A 25,435-nucleotide genomic window follows, 5' to 3' on the forward strand; every position below is an offset into this window, starting at 1 on the left:
AAGAAAATGAATAAAGTTTTCAAAATAAAAATAGAATTTTATGTATTCGAGCATCCAATATAAAATCAATCATTTCATCTTCTTTCGATCAATTGTTCTACTAAAATAAATGAATCCTTTTATCCATTTCCAAAAAGGAAGAAAGCATGATTTCTCCATCAGGAAAAGGCACGCTTTCTTCCTTTTTTAATATAAATGAGTTTGCGACAAACCATTCAAGCCTGACATATTAAGACCGCACGTTTTAGTCAAAAATCTCCCATTTTCGATGTTGATCAAAAAATGTTGCTGCTTCTTTTGCATCCGCAACTAGTTTTTCCGGATAATTTAAGACTTTCAATAATGCAATCGCATTTCTGGTTTTTGCTGGACCTTGCTTTAATTTAAAATCAAAACTGATTCCTTTTTCTGCTGTGACCTGTTCCTCAAAATGGACATTCTCACATTCATTTTTCAAGATCTCAGTCAATTCAATATCGTGAGTCGCCACAAAAGCTAGTGAAGGATAATCTGCCAACCATCTTACTGCTGCTGCAGAAGAAGCAATCCGTTCGATCGTATTGGTTCCCTTTAAAATCTCATCCACAAAACAATAACATCTTTCCCCTTTTTCCACTTGAGCTAGTAGACGTTTAATCGATTTGATTTCTGAAACAAAATAACTATCTCCTGCAAACAAGTCATCTTCGATCGCCATAGAAGTCAGTACGTGACCGTGCTGCAAGGTAAACTTTTCTGCGAGGGCTGTTTGGATCGTCTGTGCTAAGATACAATTGATCGCAATACTTTTCACATAAGTAGATTTACCTGAAGCATTCGAGCCCGTCACTAAAATGTTCTGGTGCCAATCTACTGGGTTCACTACCGCTTCCTTCAAGAGAGGATGATAGAGATCTTCTGCCTCTACGCCATTGTCCGTAAATTCTGGCTGACAGGTAATGGGCATGTAAGTACGATAGTTGAGAACCGCAGCCGCTACTTCCATTTCTCCCAATAATTCCCAAACCTTCATTGCTTCTTTCGTTTTTTTCTCTAACCTGCTAATAACAAAGTGATAAGAAATAAACGGCAACATGAACATCATATTGACATAATCAAATAAAATTTCTGCTTCCGACCCACTCTTAACTCGAAAAGAAAAACCAAATTTAGGAATATCTTTTAACGGTTTAACATTTTGCCGTAATTCATCTTGAACCGGTGTAGCAATCTTTGCTACTTGATTCGCTGTTGAGATCGTTGAGACTAGGTAACCCATACTATTAATCTCAGTTTCTAATGTCTGTTTCTTGACTTGATAATAAAGTGTGTTAAAAATCAAACTACCAATCGCTAGATAAATACCTAAGACTTGTCCAAATAATAATAAAATTAAACCAATGATCGGTAAGAGACCTAAAAAAGTATAAAAGCCGACATGTCCGATCTGTTTACTTTGGCCATCCGCTAAATATTGCTTCGTAAAATTACCATCTTTTTTCCCTAGTCGTGCAAATTGATATTGGATTTTTTCTCTTGTTTGAGGGTTTTCTTGGTAAAAAGCAATTAACTTTTCTAATCGCTGATCTTTTCCAAAGTTAAAGCTCCTCAGCCGTTGATATAAAGCTTCTGAACCAATACTAGAGTATGTCAGGTTGATGCCTTCAAAAACTTCAAACATATCCAAATCGTACCACGTCAAGTCATCCACTTCACTTGACCATGAACGAAATTCTTTTTCTGTGAGCCACGCTTCCTTTAAACTTTTTTCTTTATCAAATCGAGGTTGATAAGGCACTCTTCCCCACTTCTGATGGACACTTTCTTTTAATTTTCGACGCGCATTGAAATCTAGAGCAATGAGCAAAACGATCACGCCACAAATCAATAGCACAATAAATGTTTTTTGATCCATACATTTTTCTCCTATTCTGTTTTCCATTGGATAAAGTATAGCATTGTTTGACCCCTTTTATGAGCTGAATAATGAAAGTTCAACATAAAATAGCTGTTTATTCATATTTATTCAATTTATTCACTATGTAGCTATATGAAATGAAATTAAAAGAAAAAGCACACTTATTTCCACCAACTTAAAATAGCGCTTACAAAATAATTGTCGTATACTAGAGATAACGAATAGGTGAAACGAAAGGAAGAAAACAAATGGCTACTACTTCGATGAACAATCCTCAAAAACATGCGGAACAAAAAATGAAAACTATTGTCATTTTTGATCTGTCTTTTAATTTTATTTCTACCAATGGTAGTTTGCAAACCCAGTTCTTAGAAATGAAATTAGCGAAGTTTTTAAGAGAAAAAAATCAATCTTGGGCTCTTAAAATATATGAAGCAAGTCAGATAGACGAACACGCCTCGGAAGCAGATATTATTTTACTAACCCCAACGTTTGCCTATGCCAAAGAAGAAATTGAAAAGAAATTCCCTCAGATACCAGTGATAGCTATTTCTAAAGCAGAGTACGGAACAATGGATCTGGATCACTTATGGAAAAAAATAAAAACGGTTCTATAAACAAGGTTGGTCAACTTGCATAAACTTTTTACTCTCTTTCAATTTAATACAAATAAATAGTAAATCAGCTGATTTGAAAACAACCAGCTGATTTTTTGTGTTCTATTTACATGTTTGCTCGTCTAAAGCTCTGTTCCATTAGAGGTTGTTACCCGCTTATACCAATCATAGGAGTCTTTTTTATACCTTTCTAGCGTACCAGAACCATCATTGTTCCGATCAACATAGATAAAACCGTAACGCTTTTTCATCTCCCCTGTTGTAAATGACACGCAATCAATACAACCCCACGGCGTGTAACCCAAAAGCACGACACCATCTTCATTGATCGCCTTTTCCATCTCTTGGATATGACTACGTAAATATTCGATACGGTAAGGATCATGAATCGTGTGATCCGCCTCCAGAACATCAATGGCACCAAACCCATTTTCAACAATAAATAATGGGAGTTCATAACGCTCATAAAAAGCATTCAATGAATAGCGGAGACCTTCTGGATCGATCGCCCACCCCCAGTCGGATTCCTTAATAAATGGATTCGTTACGGAGTACGTACTTCCACCACTAACATTCGTTGAAACATCTTGATGGACTTGCGAATCGACCGTATTACTCATGTAGTATGAAAAACCGATATAATCCACTGTACCTTCAGCGAGTGCTTGTCGATCTGCTTCTGTTATATCGATCTGGTACCCTTTACGCTCAAACATTTTAAGGGCATAATTTGGATAGTGTCCACGAACTTGTACATCACAGAAAAACCAACGATCATGCATCATCTGTTGCGCTAAGATTTGATCCGCTGGTCGAGAAGAAAATGGATAAATAGGCACCATCGCAATCATATTCCCAATCTCGAAATCTGGATTAATTGATTTTCCTAGTTTAACCGCCTTAGCAGAAGCAACTAACGTATGATGGCCACAAATGTACATCGCTTCTTCTGGATTTTCATAATCGCCAAAATGAACCCCTGAGTTGGTCCAACCAAAAATATCATTTGAATAGTTCATTTGGTTGTTGATCTCGTTGAATGTCATCCAGTATTTCACCTTATTTTGATAGCGCTCAAATACCACTTCTGCAAACTTAAGAAAGAAATCGATCGTTTGACGATTCATAAATCCACCATATTCTTTGGCAATATGATAGGGCATTTCAAAATGGGACAATGTAATAACCGGTTCAATCCCATATTTCAACAGCTCGTCAAAGACATCGTCATAAAATTGAAGACCTTCTTCATTAGGTTCCAGCTCATCTCCATTTGGAAAAATACGTGACCAAGCAATCGATGTACGAAAACATTTGAACCCAAGATCAGCAAACAGTGCAATATCTTCTTTATAGCGATAGTAAAAATCAATCCCTACATGATTGGGATAATAATTACCTTCCACAACTCCATCTGTAATTACTCGAGGTACACCATGTGAGCCAGCTGTCATCACGTCAGCCACCGAAAGCCCTTTTGACGTTCCAATTACACCACCTTCAAATTGATGGGCTGCTAATGCACCGCCCCATAAAAAATTCTCTGGAAAAGCCATCCTATCCGCTCCTTTTTCATCTCAAATTTATTTCAATTGCTTTAGTAAACGAAGTTAGAACACCACCAAATGCACACTTGTCAGGAAAAACTTTAGTGACAAGCGCATCAGGTATCGTTTTCCAATCAATGATATCAACAAAAGTATACTCCAAGCATCTAAGTATCTTTCTTGAAGCAAAAATACAAACGCTTTCAATTAGTTGTAAGAGGAAAATGAATGAAACATGTTCGTCATTTATTATACCGTAGAACGTCTGATAAAAGTAATTTACGTGCCCCATGAATCACAAACTTCCAAAAAAAATCAGTTGGTTGCCAAGTAACAAAAGTCCTCCCCCACATCAAAATTAGCGAAATTTAATAGTAGATATAAGTGAAAAGAGTTTCCATAATGAACAATCAACAAGGTAGTTTAGCTTTTCTCCACTTCTTTAATTAATAATAACAACTTTTTGACTATTCAGTCAGCAGTCTACATTTCTGTGTTCTTTAGACATGACAATTGTCATGTCCAACTGATGACATCCATGACTGTTTTACAACTCAAAAAATAGCTAAGATAACATCAGTAGGAGGAAAGAATATGAATCCAATAATCGATGTACAAAACTTATCGAAGGTGTATAACCGGACAACCGTTTTAGATAATATCTCATTTCAGATTGCACCCGGAGAGACTGTCGCACTATTAGGAGAAAATGGTGCAGGAAAATCCACTCTGATCAATCTACTTAACCAATTGATTCAACCAAATTCAGGAACTACTTATGTGATGGGAACCCAAGATATCAGGAAAGTCCGTGACAAAGTCGGTGTAATGTTGCAACAAAACTTATCACTCGAACGAGTCACCGTCAAAGAATGTTTAAATCTTGCTCGTAGTTACTATCACAACCCATTATCTTATGAAGCCTTGATTCGCTTAGCCAACTTAAAAGAAAAAGAGAAGTGTTACTTAGATCAATTGTCTGGCGGACAAAAACGTCGGTTGACTTTTGCAACAACTATGGCAGGAAACCCTCAACTAATTTTTTTAGATGAGCCGACTGCTGGAATGGATAGTAATAGTCGACAATCATTCTGGGAAAGTATTGACCGTTTGAAGCAAAATGGAAAGACTTTTTTTATCACTAACCATTATCTGGAGGAACTAGATCAGATTGCAGATCGAATCCTTATTTTAAAAGATACTAGGTTAGTATACGATGGTACCTTGAAATCATTGCGGAAAAAAAGTGGTCATATAAGCATCCAATTTACCACTCCATTACCAAAAGAAACATTCACATCCATTTCAGCTGTTAAAGAATGTTTAAAAACTAATCAGCAGCTTCAATTAATAACTGATGAGCCAAACGTAGTGATGGAAGCTTTAATTCCTTATCTTAATCAATTAGACGAATTAGCCATTCAGCAAAATTCGTTGGCTTCTTTATTTCAAAAAGTAATTGGAGGTAGCGGTAAATGAAAAAATTCTTGTTTCAAGTTCAAATCAACTATAAACGCATCGTATTCCGTAACTTGCGCTTCCTCTTATTCAGTATCGCCATGCCAACAGGCTTTTACCTTATATTTACTCAGGTAATAACACAACCAGCAGCTTCGAAAACATGGAATATCGCTTATATGATTAGTATGATTGTGTATAGCTCATTGATTAGTTCTGTTATGACAGTCGCACATACTCTGTTAGAAGATCATACTAGAAAGTTCGATTTATTTGTAGCACTACGTCCAGGTTCAAAATCACAATATTATCTATCGATGTTAATCGTCTTTCTATCGTTAAATATACTTTCGGTTTTGGCACTAATAATGACTGGAATTTTAGTAAATCAGCTAACAATTAATTGGTTTCATTTAATAGGTCTTTTATTCCTCGTTCCATTGTTATCATTCCCACTTATATTGATTGGAATGATCATCTCTCTATTAGGTTCAGATAACGTAGTAAATTTGCTTAGTAATCTCATCGTTTTTCCCATGGCAATTTTAAGCGGACTATGGTGGCCACTTAGCATAATGCCCCCATGGGTACAAAAGGTTGGACACTGGCTACCAACTTATCAAACAGCTGTAATTTTAAGAAGATTTATCAATTATCAACGTTTTAATTTTGTTAGTTTTGGGGTACTCTTAGTTTGGACGATCATTTTATTCGTACTGTTCAAAGTAGTCGTCTTTTTTCAAAGTAAAAGTGAGGTTTCTACCATATGAGTTTTTTCGAAAAGCACATATTTTTCCCAAAACGATTCGGCATTGCACCTTATTTCTGGTTAGTATTTTTAATACCGACGATCTATTCATTGTTCCCCCTTACTTCTTGGTTTGACTGGTTATTTATATTACTTTTAGTTATTTTTTTAAAAGCTTACCGAGATGGCTATGAAGTTCATAAATTTTTAACAGGGGACGTTTTCCTTCAATTATTGATTGCCTGCTTATTTGGTATCTTTCAAAAAAATGGATATCTCTTTATTTTCGTTGCCTGGGAGATTGGCTCCCTGCCAGTAACCAAACGTTTATTCTATCATTATTTGACTGGTTATTATGTAAGCGTCATGATTAGTCTTGGCGCTATGTTGTGGACCACTCGTTTCACCCATTCATCCAGTTACATTAATGTAGGTATCACTATCATAGCTGCTATTATTACACCACTAGCAGCTAAGTCGGTAGGGGAATCTTATCGGCGGATCTATCGCCTCAACCAACAAAATAAACGTTTAGAAGCAGTTGTGCGCCAAAATGAACGAGATCGTATTGCTCGTGATCTCCATGATCATTTAGGCCAAGCGTTTTCCATCATTTCATTAAAGGCTGAATTAGCGGAGAAATTAATAGCAATTGATTCACGCCAAGCAACCAATGAATTACATGATATTGCTGAGACTTCCCGAAAAAACTTATCATTAGTTCGCGGGATCGTTTCAAATTTACAAGAGCGAACAATTGCCCAAACGATGCTAGAAGAAGAAAAAAATTTAGTTCTTACCAATATTCAGCTTCATTCTGTAGGAGAGGAACTAGCCGAAAAATGGCCGACGAACATTCAACATACAGTATCCGCAGTTATTAAAGAAGCCATCACAAATATGATTCGTCACAGCAAAGCTAGTATTGCGATGATTGATTTTACCGAGAATATAGATACCTATTTTATTACCATTCAAGATAATGGACAAGGATTCACTCAACTAAAATCAACCGGCTATGGAATCAGCGGAATGAAAGAACGGATTCAAACTGAAAAAGGACAGTTGACGATCACTGGAACACAAGGAGTAAAGATTGTCATTTCGTTGCCTAAGGAGAATGAGCATGATTAAATTGTATTTGGCAGAGGATCAACAATTATTGAACACTGCATTAACGATGATTTTGAATCTTGAAACAGATTTTGAAGTTATTGGTTCTGCAACAGATGGTGATACGGCATTATCTGACATCATCAAATTGAAACCAAATATCGTTTTATTAGACATTGAAATGCCTAAGTTGACTGGCTTGGAAATTGCTAAGCAGCTTCGTTTATTGAAACAGGATGTGAAAATTATGGTTCTGACTACCTTTGCGCAAGAACACTATTTTCAGCAAGCTTTACAGAACAATGTCAACGGTTATATGCTAAAAGATAGTCCCAGTGAAGAACTTATTCGTTCGATCCGCTCAATCATGGCGGGTGATACGATTTTTTCACCTGAATTGGTTATTCAATCATTCATTACTCAAAAAAACCCTTTAACCCCAAGAGAGCTTGAAATTTTAACGTTGTTAAAAACCGGCATCAGCACCCAACAAATTGCCCAAACTCTATTTTTGAGTGAGGGAACTGTACGTAATTACATCTCTGCTATTCTAAGCAAAACAGCATCACGTTCACGAATTGAAGCGATAAATTTTGCAATAAAGCAAGGATGGATTTAAACAACAATAAATTAAGATCACTGAGAAGAACGCCTTAAGCAAGGTCTTCCCAATGATCTTATTTACCGATCAGATAACTGGCTATACTTTTTCTAAACTAAATAGTTTTTGTTTCCCTATAGTATTCTCTATGATGAATTTTAGTAGTTTAACCAAAAAAACGGAATGAACTAACTATTATCTTTCGTATTAATTTTTATAGGTGTGACCATTCAATTAGTTTCCCAAATGTTTGTTTCTTATTACTTTTCTATTCACCCATTACTAAAATATGGCATTTTCGATTTCTAACACGGTTTTGATCAAAATCAATGAAATAAATCGAGCCGACAGCTCCTGTCATTAATGTTTCCTCTTTGACAATGAAATTTTCACTTGCTCCGAAGAATGATGCTCGAATATGTGCATCTCCATTTAAAATCGTTCCAGCATCACCAGCATAGTCTGGATCATCTAAGGACAGCAAGAAATCAAGATGCTTCGGACCAGGATAACGATAATTGGTATTTTCCGTTAATTCTCGAGGAATAATTCGATCAAGAATCCGATTTAAATCAACCTGTAAAAATTCATCCCCATTAAAATCCAAATCGTGCATGAATTCCTCAAAAATAACTGAACAAGTAGTATGTGGCGACTGAACAAGACAAATGCCATTTTTTATCCCACTTTTTGCCACCATTTCTTTTACTTGTTCGGTAATGTTATGATACGTCACTCGCTGACCATTTGAAGTCAAAACAAGTTGCTCAGTATAAGTTGTCATTTTGTCGATTGCTCCTTTTTCCATTTACTTACTTCTTCAATCATCGCTTTCAATGTGTCCACAGGATCTTTGGCACAAACAATCCCGCTGGTTCCACCCGTTGCATCAGCCCCCGAATCAAGTGCTTTGCGAACATCTGCTACCGTTGAAATCCCTGCTGCCTGCAGAATAAAAATTTCAGGATCCATCTTGCGTACAGCTTCATTGGTTTGAATCATATAAGAAATGTCACTTGCTTGACCTGTACCTATTAATTCCGTAGGCTCACAAACCATCACATCAGGTTTCAAGGAAGCTACGAGCTTCGCCTCTTCTAAAGAATTTGCACAAACAATAGTCAATAGACCAAGTTCCTTTGCTCGCTTGACGGCATCGCACAGCTCACTAACCGATAAAGGACATTCTGCGTGATTAAGGAAGGTCGCTTCTGCTCCAGCCGCTACAACGCCTTCAGGTAAAACGTGTCCCATCCCTCTACCAGGGGCTATCCCATCGATATGTTGAACACTCACAATCAACTGCGTTGTCTGTTCTTTAATTAGCCGAACATCAACATGTTGACAAGTAAAAATGATATCGATGTCGTATGCTGCAGCTAATTGATCCGCTGTTTTTGCTAGTTCCAATGCCTGTTCACCATACAAATAAGATTTAGGATTAACCACAAAAAATGGTTTTCTTACTGTTCTCATGAGAACCCTCCTCTATTTTGTTGCAAATACTTTGTAATAATGCGATAACGTATCTGCAATCGCTTGGTTCGCTAATCGTTTAAGTGTAAAATAATCCTCTGGTTTTTCTTCGTTAATTACATCCATTGCTGCTGTGATAAAATCAGTAAAGATATTAATTTTATTGATCCCTGAAACAGCACATTTGTGTAGATTTTCATCACCAGATGATGAGCCCCCATGCAACACTAATGGAATTGAAACTTCATTTTTAATTTCTTCCAACCGCTCAAAGCTGATTTTCGGTGTTCCTTTGTATTGCCCATGAGCCGTACCTATCGAAACTGCCAATGAATCGACGCCGGTTTCTTTCGCAAAACGTGCTGCTTCCTCCACTTCGGTATAAATGGTGTCCGTGGTTTCCTTAAATTCATAACTATTTCCCGTTCCCACGTGTCCAATCTCAGCCTCTACCACAACACCTCTTTCATGAGCATATTCCGTAATTGCTTTTGAACGACGAATATTTGTTTCAATCTCATCCTGCGAAGCATCTATCATCACAGAAGTGAACCCAAGCTCGATTGCTTGCTTGATGATTTCCTCATCTTGTCCATGATCCAAATGAAGTGCTACTGGAACACTTGCTTTTTTGGCTAAATATGTTGCAATTAATGCTGCCTCTTCAAGAGGACATTCTTCAATATGCGCTTGTGCAAAGGCTAAAATTAATGGCTTTTGCATTTTTTCTGCAACCTCTACAAAGGTTCTTGCAGAATCTAAATCAAAAAAGTTTGCTGCCGGAATCGCATAGTTTTCTTTTTGCGCTTTTTCAAACATCTCTTTCGTTGTAACTAACATTTGATTACCTTCTTTTCAAGTATTTTTTAGGCTTTAATCTTCGCTTCAATTTCGTCAAACAACCCATCAATGCCAATTCCGGTTAATAAAGGAAGCCCCATAATTACTTTATCTTTAATGTTGTCAGGAACCACGGTCGTACTGACCACAATATCGTAGTCATCAATTTTGCCAATCTCATCAGCAACTTTTGATTGATATAGTTTCACTTCATTTTCGAGTCCTTTTGATTTCAACCATTCTTTTACTTTTCCTGTTACCACTGTTGAAGTAGCCACACCTGTTCCGCACATAATTAATAATTTTTTCATCTGTCATCTCTCCTATTTTGTATTAAACTTCAGTTTGTTTAGCTGCTCTTTTAGGTAAAATGCGATTCACGTAGAATAGTAAACCTGTAATAATCAGACCAATTCCGACTAGGGCAAAGTAACCAAATAGTTTTGCACCACCCACGTATAGAAGTGTTGTCCACAGTCCACCTTCTGCCATCGCAGTTACTGATGAATGTCCTTGTAAATCAAAGTTTGCCGCTTGTGCTGCTTTTGTTAAAAATGGTGCCACCCATGAAGTGATGTATAAAATGGTGACCATGTAGATCGTCCCACCTAAGATTGTTCGAATAATGTTTCCACCAAAGACAGCTGCCATCAAACAAACTAAGAATGGAATAGTTGCCAAATCACCGAAAGGCAAGGTTGTGTTACCTGGTAAAATCACTGCTAATAAAATCGTGATTGGGACTAAGATTAACGAAGAAGATAATACAGCTGGGTGTCCTACTGACAATGCGGCATCCATTCCGATATATAATTCTCTTCCTGGGAAACGTTTTTGAACAAATGAATTTGCTGATTCTGAAATAGGCGTTAAGCCTTCCATTAAAAGTGCCACCATTTTAGGCATTAAGACCATTACAGCGCCAGTTTTCACCGCTAATTGTCCAATTCCCGCAACATCATATCCAGCTAAAATCCCCATAACCAAACCAATTAAAAAGCCCATGACTGTTGAATCACCAAAGATGCCAAACCGTTTTTGAATCGTTTCTGGATCTGCATGCCAATCTTTCAATCCTGGAATCCTATCGAATAACCAATTTAAAGGTAAGGCAAAAACAAACCCGGGTGCTGCCGTTCCGTGTGGGAAGGTAATATTTGGAAATCCATAGAATTTATTGATGATTGGTCCTAAAATATCGCCAAACAATAAAATCATCATTGTATAAATAACCGTTGCCAACATGCCCATTGCAAAGTCATTCGTTACTGCGTAGACAAGTGAAGCAACAAATGCTGCATGCCAGATATTCCAAATATCAACATTCAGTGTTTTTGTTAAGCCAACAATAATTAATAACACATTGACTACGATAGCTACTGGAATCGCCAAACTACCTAAAACGGTTCCATAAGAAATCGCAGCTGCTGCCGGCCAACCAACATCAATGGTTGTTAAGTTTAGTCCAAAACGTTCAACCATCGCTTGTGCTGCTGGTCCTAAGCTATTGGTCAATAAATCGATAACTAAATTCAACCCGACAAATCCAACACCAACCGTTAATGCTGAAATAAAAGCCTTACTCGGTTTCGTTCCTAAAATCAAACCAAAAACAAAAATTAAGATTGGCAATACAACGATTGATCCGAGATCAACAAATTTTTGTAATAAATCTAACATAATGCTCCCCCTCAAAATGGTTATTAAACGAATCCTTCTTTTTCAATAATTTGATAATACTCCTCAGTATTATTTACAGCTTGAAGCTTTTGAACCACCTCTTTTTTTTGAAACATCGTAATTAACTTCTGTAACATTTCTAACTGTGCATGTGGTTCTTTCAACGCCAACATGAAGATCAAGCTGACTGAAATTTCCTTATCTGCAGTTCCCATTTCATAAAAAGTTACTGGTTTTTTCAATGACATAAATGCAATTTGAGAATCATTCACGTGTTCTGCATCCGTATGTGGAATAGCAATCCCAACATCATTGATTAATAAGCCAGTAGGAAACACTTCTTCTCTTTTCAGTACATTCTCTGCAAACGAATCCTTCACTAAACCTGTTTGATATAGACAAGTTGCAATAATTGATAAAGCTTCCTTCTGACTCTTTACCTCAGATTGAAATAATGCAATTTTCTTTCCAAAATAACTCGTCATCTTACTTCCTCTTTCCTATAATTTCGTTAATAATCTCATTCCTTGTTTCTTTACTTGCAATACTTTTTATTCTCTCAGGTGAGACAAAGACATCATAAAGTAGTGCAATCATATTTTTCACTTGAATCATATCTTCTTCTGCAATCGCTAAGAATAAAACAACCCTTACATCCACATCTCCCCAAGTAATTTTGTTTTTTAGAGTGATAATAGAAATTTTTGTTTTGACTACATATTTAGGATTTGCATGTGGGATGGCTACGCCTGATGAAAGTCCGGTAGCTCCTAGTTTTTCTCTTTGAAGTACAACCTCAAGAAAATTATCCTTTACTAATTGTTCTTCTTTATATTTCTCAGTGATGAAAGAAAGTACAGATTCTCTACTATCAAAATCTTGATTCAAGAACATCCAACCATCCTTCAAATATTTCTTTAAAATCGTTTTATCCGGTGCAATGGATGGTAAAAATGTATTGTCTTGTTGATTCAAGGTAAGAAGATGACGATTAATCAATGCAATTTCTTCTTTCGTTGGTAATGGTCGAACATAAATAATCGGCGTTTGATATTCATTTTCTAATTTGACTGTTGAAATAATCAAATCGACACTATCTAAGTTGTAATCCTGCAACTTTTGAACATCAATCACTTCATAGACTACGGTGCTAGGAGAACTATGACGAATACGCTGAAATAATAATTGCGAAGTTCCCAACCCCGTTGGACAAATAAGAAAAACATGCTTCGTATTCACAATTTTTTCAAAAGCTAGCTGAAAATGAATAGTCAAAAAAGTAATTTCATCATCCGTTACTCTGATTCCCATTGCTTTTTCCAATTTTGGAATACAGTAAGTTGTTAGCGTATACATTGTGCTGTATTGCCGAATGATATCCTCTTTTAAAGGATTTTTAATGGTAATCCCCATTTGCAACCGATAAACCATTGGCTCAATATGGGCAAATAGAGATTGAAGCAGCTGACTATCTTGCCCCAAATCCTTCTCAACCAGTGTCGACATATCTTGAATAAATTGTTTGGTGGTCTCCATGATTTGTTGACTATGGGTTGCCAGATTCACAAACGGTCTCACTCCATGTCCCATAAACAACGAACAAATAAAGTAAAGATCATTTATCGTAAAGGAACAATTCAATTCATCTTTGACCCCATTTGAAAAATCTAGTGCCACCATATATAATTCCATTTTCTTTATTTCGACAAACAAAGGATTTTTATTTGTTTGTGAATGGTAGCCATGCTTTACTCGACCAATCAAAGTTAACAACGAAAGTTTGAGTGAATGGACAATATAATTTGTTGGTTGCTGTTTAGACTGTTGGTAAAAATTCTTTACAAAATCATCCACAAACTGAACCATCGCTTGATCAAAAACAAAGTGATATTGACATTTTTCATTCCCTACACCGATGTTTTTTTCAAAATAATTGACAAATGTCCGCTGGATCAACTCTTCAGGTGTTTTTTGTGTGTCTATTACATGATTTGAAGTAATCCTAATCCCAGCTAACCGACAATATTTGATGATTTCCTCATAATCCTTACGCAAAGTTGCAATACTGACAAAAAACTTTTTTTCAAAATACTCATATCTTTTTTTATCCGTTTTAAAAATTAGATTGGCGAATAAGTACACTCTACGATAATTTGAACTATACTTTACCTCTGTTGACATAGCTTCTTTACTAGTGATAAATATTTTGGCATCATTTTTTTTAGTTGACGTTCCAATTAGGTAGATCCCAATGCGAGGTTTTTTTTCAATTTTTAACTCAAAACGATTCAAGAACTGTCCAAGCTTCTGAATATCTTGATAAATTGTTTTATTTGAAACATTGAGTTTTTCACTAAAGAAACTTGCTGGTTGAAAATTCTCCTCCTCTAAAAGTAATTCAATTAACTGACTCTCGCGCTTTGATAACATCCATTATCACCTCAGAAAACGTTTTCCTTGTCTATATCATAGAGTTTTTCTCACTAAAGATAAATACGTAATCTGTTCCACATTAAAGTGGAACAGATTATTATGCCCCTATACTTTTTTGATGTTGGTGAAACTCACGACATCTTTTTTATGATTCAAAATGAAAAAAGACACTCTCCAAAGTTTGGAAAGTGCCTTGAAAGTCATACTCAAGGTAACTGCACTCAGCATAGCTTCGCACAGTGTGATTCTCGTAACTCGCCCGATCTGTCTGAGAAGTTTCCGTAAGTTCGCAAAATGATTCCGACAAGATAACGAACAAAAGGCGTGTAGAATAATTAAATTCTTTCACCGCCATCCACTTATTTTCTCCGCCATTTTATATTATTTGGCGGAGAAAAACAAATAATGGCGGAGAAAGTATTTCATTTATTATATTTTCTCTACACTGTAAAAAAAACAACATTTTTTAGGCAAGAAAAGTCAAAAAATATCCAATATCATTATTTATATACCCCAAACATTCCTAAGATAACTACTAAATTATCGATCTATCCACCTATGAAAAATTTGAACAACGATTGGAAGAAGCAAAGAATGTAAAATTAATAGCAGGTTTAAAAATCTCATACCCATTTCCGTACCCAAAAGTACAAAAAAAAGACACTCTCCAAAAATAGAAAGTGTCTAAAACATTGATATAATAGTATTCTTAATGTTTTGAGAACTGTGAAGCTTTACGAGCTTTCTTAAGAGCTAGTTCTGTGGCAGAGATTTTGAAGGGGATGGATAGCAATAGATTGAGCAACTCTTCAACAAGTACGGTTTTAATGGATTTCACCACATTTTAAGACCTTCGTACCTAAAGACGTACCCAAAAAATATGCGTGAATCAAAAAGACTATTTTATAACAATTTCTCACCCATAAAATTTAAGTTCACTTCCTAATGCACAATATGCTATACTCATTTTGGCAACTTGCCCCCAAGGGGGTGATTCCATTGGAAAAATTAATATCGCTAGTTATTGCACCTATCTTTGTAGGTTTAGTTATTCAACTAATTTCTCACTGGTTAGATGAGAAAGACAATGACTAATAGCAAGTTGCTTCTAACCCACACATTCGAAGTCGCAACGATTGTAAAAGAAAACCACTCTATTCGCCGTAGAGTGGTTTTTGTGTTCCATTGGTAAAAATTAATATCGCTTCGCACCATCATCATATCAAGAATAATCCAAAAAATCAAATTGTCCTTACTAACTTATTTATTTTATATACTCTTCTGATTTTCTTCAGTGGTTAGATAATTTGTAAAATAATTAAACACTATTTATTGCAATGATAATATTCATTTTATTAAATAGATACTTTAAAAATACGATCCGCGTATACAATTATAGAAACAAGTAATTACATCTATCATTACTTATATACTCCAAACATTCCTAAGATAACTACTAAATTATCGATCTATCCACTTATAAAAAATTTGAACAACGATTAGCAGAAGTAAAAAACGGAAAATGAATGGCAGGTTTAAAAAAATCATACCCATTTCTATACCTAAATATACAAAAAAGACACTCTCCAAAATTTGGAAAGGGATGGATAACCCTTTAATAACAATTCCTCACCCATAAAATTTAAATTCACTTCCTAATACACAATATGCTATACTCACTTTGGCAACTTGCCCTCAAAGGGGGTGTGCTTTATTGGAAAAAATAGTATCCTTGGTCATTGCGCCTATTTTTGTAGGTATCGTTATCAAACTTTTTTCTCACTGGTTAGATGAGACAGACAATGACTAAAAGCAAGTTGCTTCTAGCCCACTCATTCGTAGTCGCAACGGATGAAAAAGAAAACCACTCTATTCGCAGTAGAGTGGTTTTTGTGCTTTATTGATAAAAATAGTATCGCTTCGCATAATTATCATATCAAAAAGAATGTAAAAAATCAAATTGCCTATATTAAAGGATTCAGTACCCATAAGTAGTAACCTGTTAACGCCTCAAAAGATAGATAATTTTTTTACAGGGATCAACTTGTATAATTATTGGAAGATCAAATAATACACCAGTCAATATAACTTGTCCTGGCGCTAAATTAGGAATACTCTCTTTGGAAACACGATCTAATGAAGACATTGTTTTATCCAATAAATGCAAATCATTGTCGTTCCCAAAAGTACAAAAAAAGACACTCTCCAAAATTTGGAAAGTGCCAGAATCGTTGATATATAAGATATATTAACGTTTTGAGAACTGTGAAGCTTTACGAGCTTTCTTAAGACCTGGTTAGCCCAACCATTTTTTCAAATAGCTTCACAATACTTTAATAGCAACGATTTAAAGAGATTGAAACATAAAATATTTTATTGACTTTCAATTTATTTGAAGGCAATGGTGTCAATTACTTGCGAGTCGAACCGATACTATTGAATACATAGGCATAAAGCATTGAGTGGAAATAAAGAGCCACATAATATGGAAGGGGAATCCCTATAAATCAACATTCTTCAATAGCTAAAATGCTTGATTTTCATTAAAAATAAGATGGTTCCTTATCAAAAGATCTTGTCAAATTAACGACTGATAAGTTTTTTTCTTTTGTTCACCACTTTTTAAAACTAGTTCTGCGTATAAAAAAAATAATTACTGGTCGGTAAGCCTTCCTTAAACACTAAAGGTAATTCAAAATTATAGACTTATGGAAAGATTAGCCAGATAAAAATTAACAATTAACTTCTACTAATTAGTCTCTGATATTCAGCAGCTTTTATTTTTTTTGCAAATACTACATTATTATTATGTTGTAAATAATTTAAAATTTCCATTGACCTATCACTTAACATCGTACTATTTAACGATGATAACACCTGCATAAAGTTATAATTAGTATTTGTACTATAAAGTTCATTAATTACTACTGGATCCCTCAATATATCGAATAATGTCATAACTTGTGAATTATCTAAAAGTCTGAAAAATCTATCATAGTATTCTTTTGCACTTGGAGAGACACCATTATTATAATTAACGCCACTTCTTCCGATTCTACAAAGTAAAATATTTCTGATTAGAATTTCTCTTCTGCCAATTGGTATATCTTCGGGGGCTTCAATATATTTCATTATATTTCTAATAATTGGGGTTTCATATTTAAAATTATCCCATCCATTATGAGCACTTAGCAATGAATCAGAAAGACTTGTTAGCTCTAAACTCTTAGTTGACTCTGGTTTATACCTAAATCCATTACATACATCAAAGAATCTTTCCCCTAATGCTTTTTTTTCTTCCTCTAAATTTACAGTAAATCCTTCAATTTTCACCCCTAAATCGTATTTAATTTCATCTTTTGTTGCACTCCAAATAATTGGTGCAATATCGATAATATTTTCTTTCACTAATCGATCTAATCTTACATCTGTATACATACCAAAAATCGTATTTAGTATATTCCCGCATAATGTTGATGATAAATCATTGATTGATTCTTGGATTGCACTAATCTCTGGAGAAGTGAATCGAGATTCTTTCATTTTAAGATTTTTTATAAACTTTCTAACCTCTATAGCACCTCTAGATGGTTCAACAGATATTACTTCTACAGTACATGTTTGAAGCCATCCTAATAATTCAAATGGCTGGATCTGTCCATCGTTCGGGTGCGCACTACTTATATTATTTCTCATATTTAAAATGTGTACTAATTTTTGATGGACAATATCTGTTATTATCTCTAACTTCAAACAAGTATCTAATAAAACTCTATCTTTAATATCCACTAGATCATTCTCGTCAACATAGTCTTCTCTTAAACTGCCACCAACGGCTGAATCATAAAAAATATCTATGCCATAAACTATTATTTTATTATGCAAGTTAGTAACAACTTCATTCCATAAGTCATTTAATGCAGAGTCAAATCTCCCAATCGCAACACTTGAAATAAATTTAGATAAATATGTTGCATTCCGTCGTATATCTGGATTAATACTCTCAATTATTATTGGTATATTACCTGATATTTGATTTTTTTCTGATTTTGTTGCCAAAATGTTTTCTGAAGGAAGTCCTAAAGACATTAAGTAGTTTTCAAAATTACTATTGACCATTGTCTCCATTTCTTCATAATTAATTAAATCAGCCTTACTCACTTAATCCCCCCCAATTTATCTAACACTGATACTATAGTACCACAAATATCATAGAACCTTGAACTACCTTAAAGGCTCTTCATCAAATCGTGTTGGTTCAGAACTAAACCAAATTGAAAAATCTTGTTATTCCCGTTTGAACTTCAATCAATAATATTTAGCAAAAAATGATTTTAGTAATACTATCAATTAGTTGCGGATTGATTCATTACTCTTCTCACATATATAAAAATAAAATGACTCTCCATAAAAAACCTTGTCATATGTAAATCTGACAAGGTTCTATTTTTTCGTTTCTTACTACTTCAGGAACTTTTTCAAAATTACAATTCAAAAAATTTATTAGCTACAAGTAAAGCTCGATTAAAAAAAGCACTATTGATACTAAAACTAAGATATAGAGATCAGAATATACTAGTACAGCAGATACAGCTAGCCAACTAAGAAGAAAAAAAACTTGTTTATTTTGAGTCCAAGATAACCATTTTTTTCTGTTAATACCTATAAACATATAAACTAAGAAGGGAAATATTACAATTACAACATCAGAAACTATTTCCAACATGCAACAATTGCTCCAACTATACTACCCCCGCCTATAACAATAATTCCTCCAACACATACACCGCAAATCACAGCAGTCAATGCGCAAGGTGTGCCGCATAATTTAGCAATTGTCGCACAGACTGCTGCACCCGCACCTGCAACAATACCAAAACATTTGAGGTCTAATCCCCTTGTTTGGCTAACTTTTTTCAACTCATTAATACCTGACAAAGTTTCAGTATTAGATAAATATTCTGTCCCTAAATCTTTATCCAATACTACGTGTCCATCAGCAGACTGCTTAACCCAAAAAGTATTGTGATCTGACTGTGTTAACTGTTGCTCTGAATAATTTATGATATTTCCACTCGCATCAAATACAACCGAAAGATTACTCATAATATTATATGCTTCACTGTTCTTATATGGGATAGTAGCAATAGTATAATCATCTACTTTAGACAAAGTTAGTTTTTCAAATTCTAAAACGTTCTCAGTTTCTAACAAGGTTAAATCCTTTGAGGCTACTTCTTTATGGATGACATTTTCAAGCTGTTTTGAAAGTTCCTGATTATCAATTTTCTTCATTTTTGTAGCCAGTTCTTGCATTGATGTGGTTGATGATACCACGGATGCATCCACATTAATCAAACCTAAATTTGCTGATGAAACAATTGTTACCAACACTGTCATTACAACTAACAATACATTTTTTACCTTATTCATCTGAAATCCTCCTTCAATTTTGACCATAATTGTTAATATCTTCCGCAGTTAATTGGGTAATGTTACCATCTTTAATTTTTAATATTACTGGAACAAAACCTATATTTAAGCTGTCAGTTACTTCATCAAAATTCTTATCATTTCGGTGTTGATCGGTATCAAAATAGTAAATTTTGCTTTGCTTTTCATCGTTTAGTACCTTTGTTGTTTGGTTGATTAAACTTATACAATCAGGACAAGTCTTACGTCCAATATATATAGTATATGCTCCCTTATCTTTCGAAAGGTTTTCGAGACTATCTGTATCAATTTTTTTCATTTGAAAAGTCTTCATTTCATAGTTTACTGACGGAATGGTGATTACTTTATACATACCTAAGCTAGCTACTATCACAAGGACGCAGCTCATTATCACCCACTTTAGTTTTTTAGTTATTTTCATAATCCACCCTTTCCTCTTACCATTTTTAATTTTTAATTTTTTTACTTATTGTGCATCTTTTGAAAAAGATAAAAAATTGTAGATGTAACTCCAAAACTAACTGCAAGAATATAGCTCTTTTCTAGCAATGAAATAATCATCAGTAACAGAAAAAACACCTGAAACAATCGAAGCCTTAGTTTTATATTTCGTTTAAATTCCATAAAAATAGTCGTCGAATCCAACCGCAGCTGGAATTCCGGCTCTCCACCACCATCTGTCTTTTTTATAGCTGGCCGCTGTCAAACCGAACCTGTTATGAGCCTCTTTCGCTGCCCAATGTCCCGCAGCATATCCTACTCCAGCTATTGCGATTAATGCTAATACATCATCAACACCAAAGAAACGTACCTTATCATGTTGAAAAATCAGTTTATCTAATTTATCCTGTTGCTCAGGATTCAATTCAAAAGATTGAGTTTTATCAATTGAATCTAGATAACGTTCAGATAAATTAAATTGTTCTTTTATATCACTTTTTTCTTTTTGAGATTCTGAATAGTAAATTTTTTGATTATCCGTTATTTCTGCTGCGAAGGTAGTTAGTGGTGTCAAAGTAGATCCTAAGATTAATGATAAAACTAATACTACCCCTCCTTTAGTTGCAAAATTTTTTTTCATTGTACATCCTCCTAATATGATAAAATTGGTTTTGAAGTTACAATGAAATTATCGATGATATCACTATAATTTACTGTCAAAATCCTTTGACATTTATTTGGAATTGCATTTTGGAGGATAAAAAATGGAAAATAGATTACGTAATTTACGAAAAAAAAATAATTTGACTCAAGAAGAACTTTCGCTACAACTAAAAGTTTCTAGGCAGACAATCTCAAATTGGGAGCGAGGATATTCTCAACCAGATATGGAAAATTTACATCTACTAGCAAGTTTTTTTAAGGTTACGGTTAGTTATTTAATTGATGGAGATACTATCACAGATGAGTCTCCTATCTATGAAGCTAAGCAACCACAAACAGTATCTTTGGACAATCAAAAGCTTTCACTTCTCAAATTATTGACGTTAGCATCCTGTTTAACTCCACTTGCCGCATTCGGGTTATTATATCTGGTAAATGAATATAAATTTGGATTGAGCGAGAAACAATATAGATTCTATTCAAAATTCGGAATTTTCCTCTCGGCTATTAACCTAGTAATAATTGTATTGGTAATATCTGATTTAACTATTTTCTCTTATCTGTAAATTAGATAATTTTCTCCCGCTGTCATCGTAATTTCTAAAAATCACTAAAATAAATTCCGAAGACGTGTAAACAGACCGGCTAGCAATGCAAAGTCCGGTTCATCTACACGTCTTTTTTGAGTTTTACAAAAAAAGAGAATACCATGTCCTTCACCCTATTGAGGATATAAAAGCTTAAGAAACTCTTACAACCAAAATGTCTACCCCTCTTTTTTCGAAAAATACCCCCTCTCAAATTGTAGTAATAATGAAGGGTAGTCAGATAGCTATCTAAATTTTTGATGAAAAATAAATCAATTAGTATCAAAAAGAAAATTTGAATTGTTGTTATTAACGAAGGAAGAAAAGAAAGGTAGCTACCAACATTCTATGAAAACCTTCAACATATAACTAAGGAGGGCTATTATGCCAATTAAAATCAACGATTTCACTTTACCAAAAGAAAAACTCGAAAAAGAATATCAAGTTGTCAATGTTACTCGCTGGCAAAAAGACGGAGAAATTCTAGGTTGGAGTTACGAATGTATCCTACCAAAACTCCGCTACGAGAAAATCAGTGTCAAAGTCAAATCTGAAACTCCTGTGATTACTCCGGAAGAACTTACCCAACAAGGTTTAGCCATGGTTACATTTGCCAATTTAGTGATTGCACCTTGGGGTCGCTCTAACGGTCAATTTGTCAGCTATGGTTTATCAGCCACGGCAGATGCGGCAACTTTGATTCCGAAAAAACAGGGCCCCACTACGCAAAACTAATTTTCCTATGGGTTTGTTGGGTGGTTAGGACAAACGGCGAGGCAGCGCCATAGAGCCGCTTCAGTCCGTTAAGACCGCCCAATAAACACATAGGCTGGAAGGACTGCTTTGCAGGACTTCCCCTTAACTTGATTTATAGAACAACATCTAGAGAAAATAAACGGCTCATTGACAATTGAATAAACAACAAGGAGTGATGATTTTTGAAGGCTTATAATCAGAAAATCATTGAAACTCCCACGTACCTTGAAATTTATGATTATGAAGCAATCATTACTCCGAAACAAAAAGCAGACAAAGATGAAACCAATCCAAAACGAAAGAAAGAATTAGCTTGGCTTTATGAAGAAGAAAACACCATCACTGATAAGAGAAAAAACTATGATGAATTATCTGCTCAAGGACAATACGACGGCTTAAAACGAAAACAAAAACACTATCAAAATATGCGATTTGAAATTGCTCGACTCGTGTATATGAACTTTGACAATCAGACAAAATTTTTAACCCTCACTTTCAGAGAAAACATTCAAGATATTGCCTATGCGAATAATGAATTTAATAAATTTATCAAACGACTAAACTACGAACTCTATCACACAAAAAAATCTAAGCTAAAATACCTTGCCACGTGGGAAAAACAAGAACGAGGCGCCATCCATTATCACATTATCCTGTTTGACTTTCCTTTTATCTCCTTCAATCGCCTTACTACCATCTGGGGACATGGATTTGTCAAAATCAACAAGATTGATGTGGATAGTATCGAAAATCGTGGACGCTATATCAGTAAATATTTTGATAAGGACTTGGATATGAAAGAGCATAAGAAAAAAGCGTTCTTCAAATCTCAGAATCTCAAAATACCTAGTGTCACAAAACAACTCGTGGATCAACCTTTTGATACCACAAATCAAGACGTGCTTTATACCAATGAGTATCTTGTAAGACGTCCAATATTTTACAGTGCTGTTAATGAAGATGGGAATCCAGAACAAGTGATGGATTTTCAAGAAAGCATTGTTCGTTATACCAAGATAAAAAAATAATTCATTATTCCCTACACAAAATTCAAAGGAAGTGAGAATATGACCGAAATGAAAATTTTACTCAGTGATGACCAGATGGGCATCATTTCTACTCAACTATCTGATTTAATCACAACTGAAATCGAAAAAATTAAGACACAGGAAAACCTGCAACACCGCTATATGAATAAGAAGCAGACTTGTAACTATCTACAAGTTTCCAATAATACGTTAGATGGCTGGATTAAAGATGGCTTACCCTTCATTCAAATCCACGGTTCAAATAGATTTGACCGGATTGCCATTGATCAATGGCTAGCAAGCCTAGCAAAATAATTCCGACATCGTTATACTCCATATATAGTATTTGATTTCGGCTCGCAAATTCGGAGGGAAATACTATGGCAATTAGCAAAACAGAAAATGAGACTTACCGTTTACGGCTTTACTATCCACAAGATATCCAAGAGATGATAGGCGGAAACAAACTTTATTCCAAAACTTTCAAAACTAGAAAGGAGGCAAAAGCAGCAGAAATTGATTTTTATGCCAAGATTAAAGAGCTACGGGAAAACAAAGAAAAGAATGCTTTTGAACTAGGTGGTGAAGCACTGTTCAAAGCTTTCTATGAAGATATCTGGATTGATGCTTATACAGCTGGTTTAACTTCTCGAAACACGAAGTCTCCTACTCCTGTGACAATTGCGAATACAAAAGATATTTTTCGACTTCACATCTTACCAATGTTTGGGAAATACACATTGAACTATTTGAATCAAAATAAAGCTTTCGTTCTAAAAATCATGACACAAAAGGCTGCCGAATACGCAAACTTCAAAATACTACGTAGCTACGTTAATTCTATTTTCGATTGGGCGGAAGAACTTGAATACATCGAACGGAATAAACTAGAAAAATCGCTTAAACGAATCAATGCTACTAAGAAAAACCAATTGCAAGAAGCTAAAAAAGAAGAAGATTTATACCTCTCCTTTGAACAACTTCAAGAATGGCTAACTGCCGTCCAAAGCGATTATGAAAGTGGACAACTAACTTTACAGGACTATGTATTATTTCTGACTACCTTCTTTTTATCTGATCGCAAATCAGAAACTTACGCCATCAAATGGAAGAATGTGAATTTCACTGCTTCCCAGATTACGATTGGTAAAGCCTTAGATAAGTTCGGCAATGAAAAAAGTACCAAAGGGAATAAAACGACAATTTTCCATATTCCAAATGAACTAAAGCAATTACTTCAACAGTGGAAAGTCCAACAAAAAGAAGAACTAGCTCAATTTGAAATCGAACAAACCGAAGAGCAGCTACTCTTTACCTTCTTTGATGATAAAGGGAATATCAATCAAAGACTTCATACAGATTATTTGAACTACCGTATGAAATCCATTGAGCGACGACATAAGCACCTTACCCATGCGACTCCACACAAGTTACGGCATACTGGGGCAACTTTAGCCAAACAAGCTGGTGTTGCTCTAGAACAGATTTCTGAAGCATTGACTCACAGCGATACCAACATCACAAGAACTTATGTAAATACACCAAATGTGATTCAAATGCCTATTGGTGAAATTGCCTATCGTAAATTATCTCAAAAAGAGTCAGACCGGAATGGTGTCAACAATGGTGTCAACTCAAAAAAAGACGCTTCGCAAAGTGAATTGCGAAACGCCTGAAAGTACTGATATGAAGCTGTTTTTAACGTTTTGAAAATTGAGAAGCTTTACGAGCTTTCTTAAGACCTGGTTTTTTACGTTCAACCATACGTGCGTCACGAGTAAGTAAGCCAGCACGTTTAAGAGCTAGACGGAAGTCAGGATCAACTTCTAGCAATGCACGAGCGATACCATGACGGATAGCTCCTGATTGTCCAGCGTAGCCTCCGCCGTTTACGTTAACAAATACGTCATAAGCGCCTTTTGTTTCAGTAACAGCGAAAGGTTGATTGATTACTTCACGCAAGTCAGCATGTGGAATGTATTCTTCAACATCTTTTTTGTTTACAGTAATTTTACCAGTTCCTGGTACTAAACGTACACGAGCAACTGCATTTTTACGACGGCCTGTGCCGATATATTGAACTTGTGCCAATGAAA

At 35.1% G+C, this 25,435-nt stretch carries 26 protein-coding genes; 12 read left to right on the forward strand and 14 right to left on the reverse strand.

The features are described 5' to 3' along the window. Nucleotides 1-244: 244 nt before the first annotated feature. The gene (locus tag IGK91_RS12500; RefSeq protein WP_010737246.1) at nt 245-1,894 is read right to left on the reverse strand and encodes a MutS-related protein; all 1,650 of its coding nucleotides are present in this window, start codon (nt 1,892-1,894) and stop codon (nt 245-247) included. Nucleotides 1,895-2,145: 251 nt separating this feature from the next. Here IGK91_RS12500 and IGK91_RS12505 point away from each other — a divergent pair, with 251 nt between their 5' ends. Continuing rightward, nucleotides 2,146-2,514: a hypothetical protein gene (locus IGK91_RS12505; protein WP_081123404.1), complete on the forward strand. Its 369-nt coding sequence runs from the start codon at nt 2,146-2,148 to the stop codon at nt 2,512-2,514. Between the two features lie 122 nt (nt 2,515-2,636). On the opposite strand, the gene IGK91_RS12510 is transcribed toward IGK91_RS12505, so the two are convergent. After that, nucleotides 2,637-4,070, reverse strand: coding sequence for a 6-phospho-beta-glucosidase (locus IGK91_RS12510; RefSeq protein ID WP_081125498.1), 1,434 nt, complete (start codon nt 4,068-4,070; stop codon nt 2,637-2,639). 585 nt (nt 4,071-4,655) lie between these two features. Between IGK91_RS12510 and IGK91_RS12515 the strand changes: the two genes are divergently transcribed. From IGK91_RS12515 to IGK91_RS12530, 4 genes are read left to right on the forward strand one after another with little or no spacing between them, the layout of a single operon-like run. Further along, nucleotides 4,656-5,540, forward strand: coding sequence for an ABC transporter ATP-binding protein (locus tag IGK91_RS12515; RefSeq protein WP_081123405.1), 885 nt, complete (start codon nt 4,656-4,658; stop codon nt 5,538-5,540). Further along, nucleotides 5,537-6,289 (forward strand): ABC transporter permease, encoded by a 753-nt coding sequence (locus IGK91_RS12520; protein ID WP_010737243.1) that lies wholly within the window; start codon nt 5,537-5,539, stop codon nt 6,287-6,289. Before IGK91_RS12515 ends, IGK91_RS12520 begins: the two co-directional genes overlap by 4 nt. Further along, entirely contained in the window at nt 6,286-7,401 is a 1,116-nt protein-coding gene (locus IGK91_RS12525) for a sensor histidine kinase (RefSeq protein WP_010737242.1), read from the forward strand. The genes IGK91_RS12520 and IGK91_RS12525 overlap by 4 nt, the downstream gene beginning before the upstream one ends. Beyond that, entirely contained in the window at nt 7,394-7,999 is a 606-nt protein-coding gene (locus tag IGK91_RS12530) for a response regulator transcription factor (RefSeq protein ID WP_010737241.1), read from the forward strand. Before IGK91_RS12525 ends, IGK91_RS12530 begins: the two co-directional genes overlap by 8 nt. A 250-nt stretch (nt 8,000-8,249) precedes the next feature. Here the strand turns inward: IGK91_RS12530 and IGK91_RS12535 are convergent, their stop codons facing one another. From IGK91_RS12535 to IGK91_RS12565, 7 genes are read right to left on the reverse strand one after another with little or no spacing between them, the layout of a single operon-like run. Next, nucleotides 8,250-8,765 carry a YjbQ family protein gene (locus IGK91_RS12535; protein WP_034866484.1) on the reverse strand — a complete coding sequence of 172 codons (516 nt, stop codon included), beginning with the start codon at nt 8,763-8,765 and terminating at the stop codon, nt 8,250-8,252. Continuing rightward, nucleotides 8,762-9,457 carry a triose-phosphate isomerase gene (locus IGK91_RS12540; protein ID WP_081123406.1) on the reverse strand — a complete coding sequence of 232 codons (696 nt, stop codon included), beginning with the start codon at nt 9,455-9,457 and terminating at the stop codon, nt 8,762-8,764. Before IGK91_RS12540 ends, IGK91_RS12535 begins: the two co-directional genes overlap by 4 nt. A gap of 12 nt (nt 9,458-9,469) precedes the next feature. Continuing rightward, nucleotides 9,470-10,297: a class II fructose-bisphosphate aldolase gene (locus IGK91_RS12545; RefSeq protein WP_010737238.1), complete on the reverse strand. Its 828-nt coding sequence runs from the start codon at nt 10,295-10,297 to the stop codon at nt 9,470-9,472. A 26-nt stretch (nt 10,298-10,323) separates the two neighbouring features. Next, the gene (locus IGK91_RS12550; protein WP_010720673.1) at nt 10,324-10,608 is read right to left on the reverse strand and encodes a PTS sugar transporter subunit IIB; all 285 of its coding nucleotides are present in this window, start codon (nt 10,606-10,608) and stop codon (nt 10,324-10,326) included. Nucleotides 10,609-10,630: 22 nt separating this feature from the next. Then, nucleotides 10,631-11,977 (reverse strand): PTS galactitol transporter subunit IIC, encoded by a 1,347-nt coding sequence (locus IGK91_RS12555; protein ID WP_034866475.1) that lies wholly within the window; start codon nt 11,975-11,977, stop codon nt 10,631-10,633. A gap of 23 nt (nt 11,978-12,000) precedes the next feature. Beyond that, complete coding sequence (locus tag IGK91_RS12560; protein WP_010737236.1) at nt 12,001-12,462, reverse strand: PTS sugar transporter subunit IIA; 462 nt, start codon at nt 12,460-12,462, stop codon at nt 12,001-12,003. A 1-nt stretch (nt 12,463) separates the two neighbouring features. Further along, nucleotides 12,464-14,407 carry a BglG family transcription antiterminator gene (locus tag IGK91_RS12565; RefSeq protein WP_010737235.1) on the reverse strand — a complete coding sequence of 648 codons (1,944 nt, stop codon included), beginning with the start codon at nt 14,405-14,407 and terminating at the stop codon, nt 12,464-12,466. A 957-nt stretch (nt 14,408-15,364) separates the two neighbouring features. Here IGK91_RS12565 and IGK91_RS12570 point away from each other — a divergent pair. Both IGK91_RS12570 and IGK91_RS12575 read left to right on the forward strand, forming a co-directional pair. Further along, nucleotides 15,365-15,505, forward strand: a complete 141-nt coding sequence (locus IGK91_RS12570) for a type I toxin-antitoxin system Fst family toxin (RefSeq protein ID WP_113803838.1) — start codon at nt 15,365-15,367, stop codon at nt 15,503-15,505. Between the two features lie 619 nt (nt 15,506-16,124). Further along, nucleotides 16,125-16,220: a type I toxin-antitoxin system Fst family toxin gene (locus IGK91_RS12575; protein WP_113803832.1), complete on the forward strand. Its 96-nt coding sequence runs from the start codon at nt 16,125-16,127 to the stop codon at nt 16,218-16,220. Between the two features lie 929 nt (nt 16,221-17,149). On the opposite strand, the gene IGK91_RS12580 is transcribed toward IGK91_RS12575, so the two are convergent. From IGK91_RS12580 to IGK91_RS12595, 4 genes are all read right to left on the reverse strand, one after another. Beyond that, a complete protein-coding gene (locus tag IGK91_RS12580; protein ID WP_002295986.1) occupies nt 17,150-18,571 on the reverse strand; it encodes a hypothetical protein in 1,422 nt (473 codons plus the stop codon). Between the two features lie 552 nt (nt 18,572-19,123). Beyond that, complete coding sequence (locus tag IGK91_RS12585) at nt 19,124-19,843, reverse strand: hypothetical protein (protein WP_181934146.1); 720 nt, start codon at nt 19,841-19,843, stop codon at nt 19,124-19,126. A 13-nt stretch (nt 19,844-19,856) separates the two neighbouring features. Next, on the reverse strand, nt 19,857-20,285 hold the full coding sequence (locus IGK91_RS12590; protein ID WP_181934147.1) for a thioredoxin family protein: 429 nt from the start codon (nt 20,283-20,285) through the stop codon (nt 19,857-19,859). A 192-nt stretch (nt 20,286-20,477) separates the two neighbouring features. Next, nucleotides 20,478-20,945 carry a hypothetical protein gene (locus IGK91_RS12595; RefSeq protein ID WP_181934148.1) on the reverse strand — a complete coding sequence of 156 codons (468 nt, stop codon included), beginning with the start codon at nt 20,943-20,945 and terminating at the stop codon, nt 20,478-20,480. A 124-nt stretch (nt 20,946-21,069) separates the two neighbouring features. On the opposite strand from IGK91_RS12595, the gene IGK91_RS12600 reads away from it, so the two are divergent. From IGK91_RS12600 to IGK91_RS12620, 5 genes are all read left to right on the forward strand, one after another. Then, entirely contained in the window at nt 21,070-21,534 is a 465-nt protein-coding gene (locus IGK91_RS12600; RefSeq protein ID WP_181934149.1) for a helix-turn-helix domain-containing protein, read from the forward strand. A 405-nt stretch (nt 21,535-21,939) separates the two neighbouring features. After that, nucleotides 21,940-22,290, forward strand: a complete 351-nt coding sequence (locus tag IGK91_RS12605; RefSeq protein ID WP_181934150.1) for a hypothetical protein — start codon at nt 21,940-21,942, stop codon at nt 22,288-22,290. A 203-nt stretch (nt 22,291-22,493) separates the two neighbouring features. Further along, entirely contained in the window at nt 22,494-23,339 is an 846-nt protein-coding gene (locus IGK91_RS12610; protein ID WP_181934151.1) for a rolling circle replication-associated protein, read from the forward strand. Nucleotides 23,340-23,378: 39 nt separating this feature from the next. Continuing rightward, the gene (locus tag IGK91_RS12615; protein WP_060815436.1) at nt 23,379-23,654 is read left to right on the forward strand and encodes a helix-turn-helix transcriptional regulator; all 276 of its coding nucleotides are present in this window, start codon (nt 23,379-23,381) and stop codon (nt 23,652-23,654) included. 65 nt (nt 23,655-23,719) lie between these two features. Then, nucleotides 23,720-25,015: a site-specific integrase gene (locus IGK91_RS12620; RefSeq protein ID WP_181934152.1), complete on the forward strand. Its 1,296-nt coding sequence runs from the start codon at nt 23,720-23,722 to the stop codon at nt 25,013-25,015. Nucleotides 25,016-25,037: 22 nt separating this feature from the next. Here IGK91_RS12620 and rpsI read toward each other — a convergent pair whose 3' ends face one another. Further along, entirely contained in the window at nt 25,038-25,430 is a 393-nt protein-coding gene (gene rpsI, locus IGK91_RS12625) for a 30S ribosomal protein S9 (protein WP_002287505.1), read from the reverse strand. Nucleotides 25,431-25,435 lie beyond the last annotated feature (5 nt).

It is taken from the genome of Enterococcus sp. DIV1208, assembly GCF_050530455.1.
In the GTDB taxonomy this organism is placed as follows: Bacteria; Bacillota; Bacilli; order Lactobacillales; family Enterococcaceae; genus Enterococcus_B; species Enterococcus_B hirae.

Excerpts from the sequence above, each read along its gene's own strand:
- IGK91_RS12500 (WP_010737246.1), bottom strand. The coding sequence starts at position 1,894 with ATGGATCAAAAAACATTTATTGTGCTATTGATTTGTGGCGTGATCGTT.
- IGK91_RS12505 (WP_081123404.1), top strand. The coding sequence starts at position 2,146 with ATGGCTACTACTTCGATGAACAATCCTCAAAAACATGCGGAACAAAAA.
- IGK91_RS12510 (WP_081125498.1), bottom strand. The coding sequence starts at position 4,070 with ATGGCTTTTCCAGAGAATTTTTTATGGGGCGGTGCATTAGCAGCCCAT.
- IGK91_RS12515 (WP_081123405.1), top strand. The coding sequence starts at position 4,656 with ATGAATCCAATAATCGATGTACAAAACTTATCGAAGGTGTATAACCGG.
- IGK91_RS12520 (WP_010737243.1), top strand. The coding sequence starts at position 5,537 with ATGAAAAAATTCTTGTTTCAAGTTCAAATCAACTATAAACGCATCGTA.
- IGK91_RS12525 (WP_010737242.1), top strand. The coding sequence starts at position 6,286 with ATGAGTTTTTTCGAAAAGCACATATTTTTCCCAAAACGATTCGGCATT.
- IGK91_RS12530 (WP_010737241.1), top strand. The coding sequence starts at position 7,394 with ATGATTAAATTGTATTTGGCAGAGGATCAACAATTATTGAACACTGCA.
- IGK91_RS12535 (WP_034866484.1), bottom strand. The coding sequence starts at position 8,765 with ATGACAACTTATACTGAGCAACTTGTTTTGACTTCAAATGGTCAGCGA.
- IGK91_RS12540 (WP_081123406.1), bottom strand. The coding sequence starts at position 9,457 with ATGAGAACAGTAAGAAAACCATTTTTTGTGGTTAATCCTAAATCTTAT.
- IGK91_RS12545 (WP_010737238.1), bottom strand. The coding sequence starts at position 10,297 with ATGTTAGTTACAACGAAAGAGATGTTTGAAAAAGCGCAAAAAGAAAAC.
- IGK91_RS12550 (WP_010720673.1), bottom strand. The coding sequence starts at position 10,608 with ATGAAAAAATTATTAATTATGTGCGGAACAGGTGTGGCTACTTCAACA.
- IGK91_RS12555 (WP_034866475.1), bottom strand. The coding sequence starts at position 11,977 with ATGTTAGATTTATTACAAAAATTTGTTGATCTCGGATCAATCGTTGTA.
- IGK91_RS12560 (WP_010737236.1), bottom strand. The coding sequence starts at position 12,462 with ATGACGAGTTATTTTGGAAAGAAAATTGCATTATTTCAATCTGAGGTA.
- IGK91_RS12565 (WP_010737235.1), bottom strand. The coding sequence starts at position 14,407 with ATGTTATCAAAGCGCGAGAGTCAGTTAATTGAATTACTTTTAGAGGAG.
- IGK91_RS12570 (WP_113803838.1), top strand. The coding sequence starts at position 15,365 with ATGCTATACTCATTTTGGCAACTTGCCCCCAAGGGGGTGATTCCATTG.
- IGK91_RS12585 (WP_181934146.1), bottom strand. The coding sequence starts at position 19,843 with ATGAATAAGGTAAAAAATGTATTGTTAGTTGTAATGACAGTGTTGGTA.
- IGK91_RS12590 (WP_181934147.1), bottom strand. The coding sequence starts at position 20,285 with ATGAAAATAACTAAAAAACTAAAGTGGGTGATAATGAGCTGCGTCCTT.
- IGK91_RS12595 (WP_181934148.1), bottom strand. The coding sequence starts at position 20,945 with ATGAAAAAAAATTTTGCAACTAAAGGAGGGGTAGTATTAGTTTTATCA.
- IGK91_RS12600 (WP_181934149.1), top strand. The coding sequence starts at position 21,070 with ATGGAAAATAGATTACGTAATTTACGAAAAAAAAATAATTTGACTCAA.
- IGK91_RS12605 (WP_181934150.1), top strand. The coding sequence starts at position 21,940 with ATGCCAATTAAAATCAACGATTTCACTTTACCAAAAGAAAAACTCGAA.
- IGK91_RS12615 (WP_060815436.1), top strand. The coding sequence starts at position 23,379 with ATGACCGAAATGAAAATTTTACTCAGTGATGACCAGATGGGCATCATT.
- IGK91_RS12620 (WP_181934152.1), top strand. The coding sequence starts at position 23,720 with ATGGCAATTAGCAAAACAGAAAATGAGACTTACCGTTTACGGCTTTAC.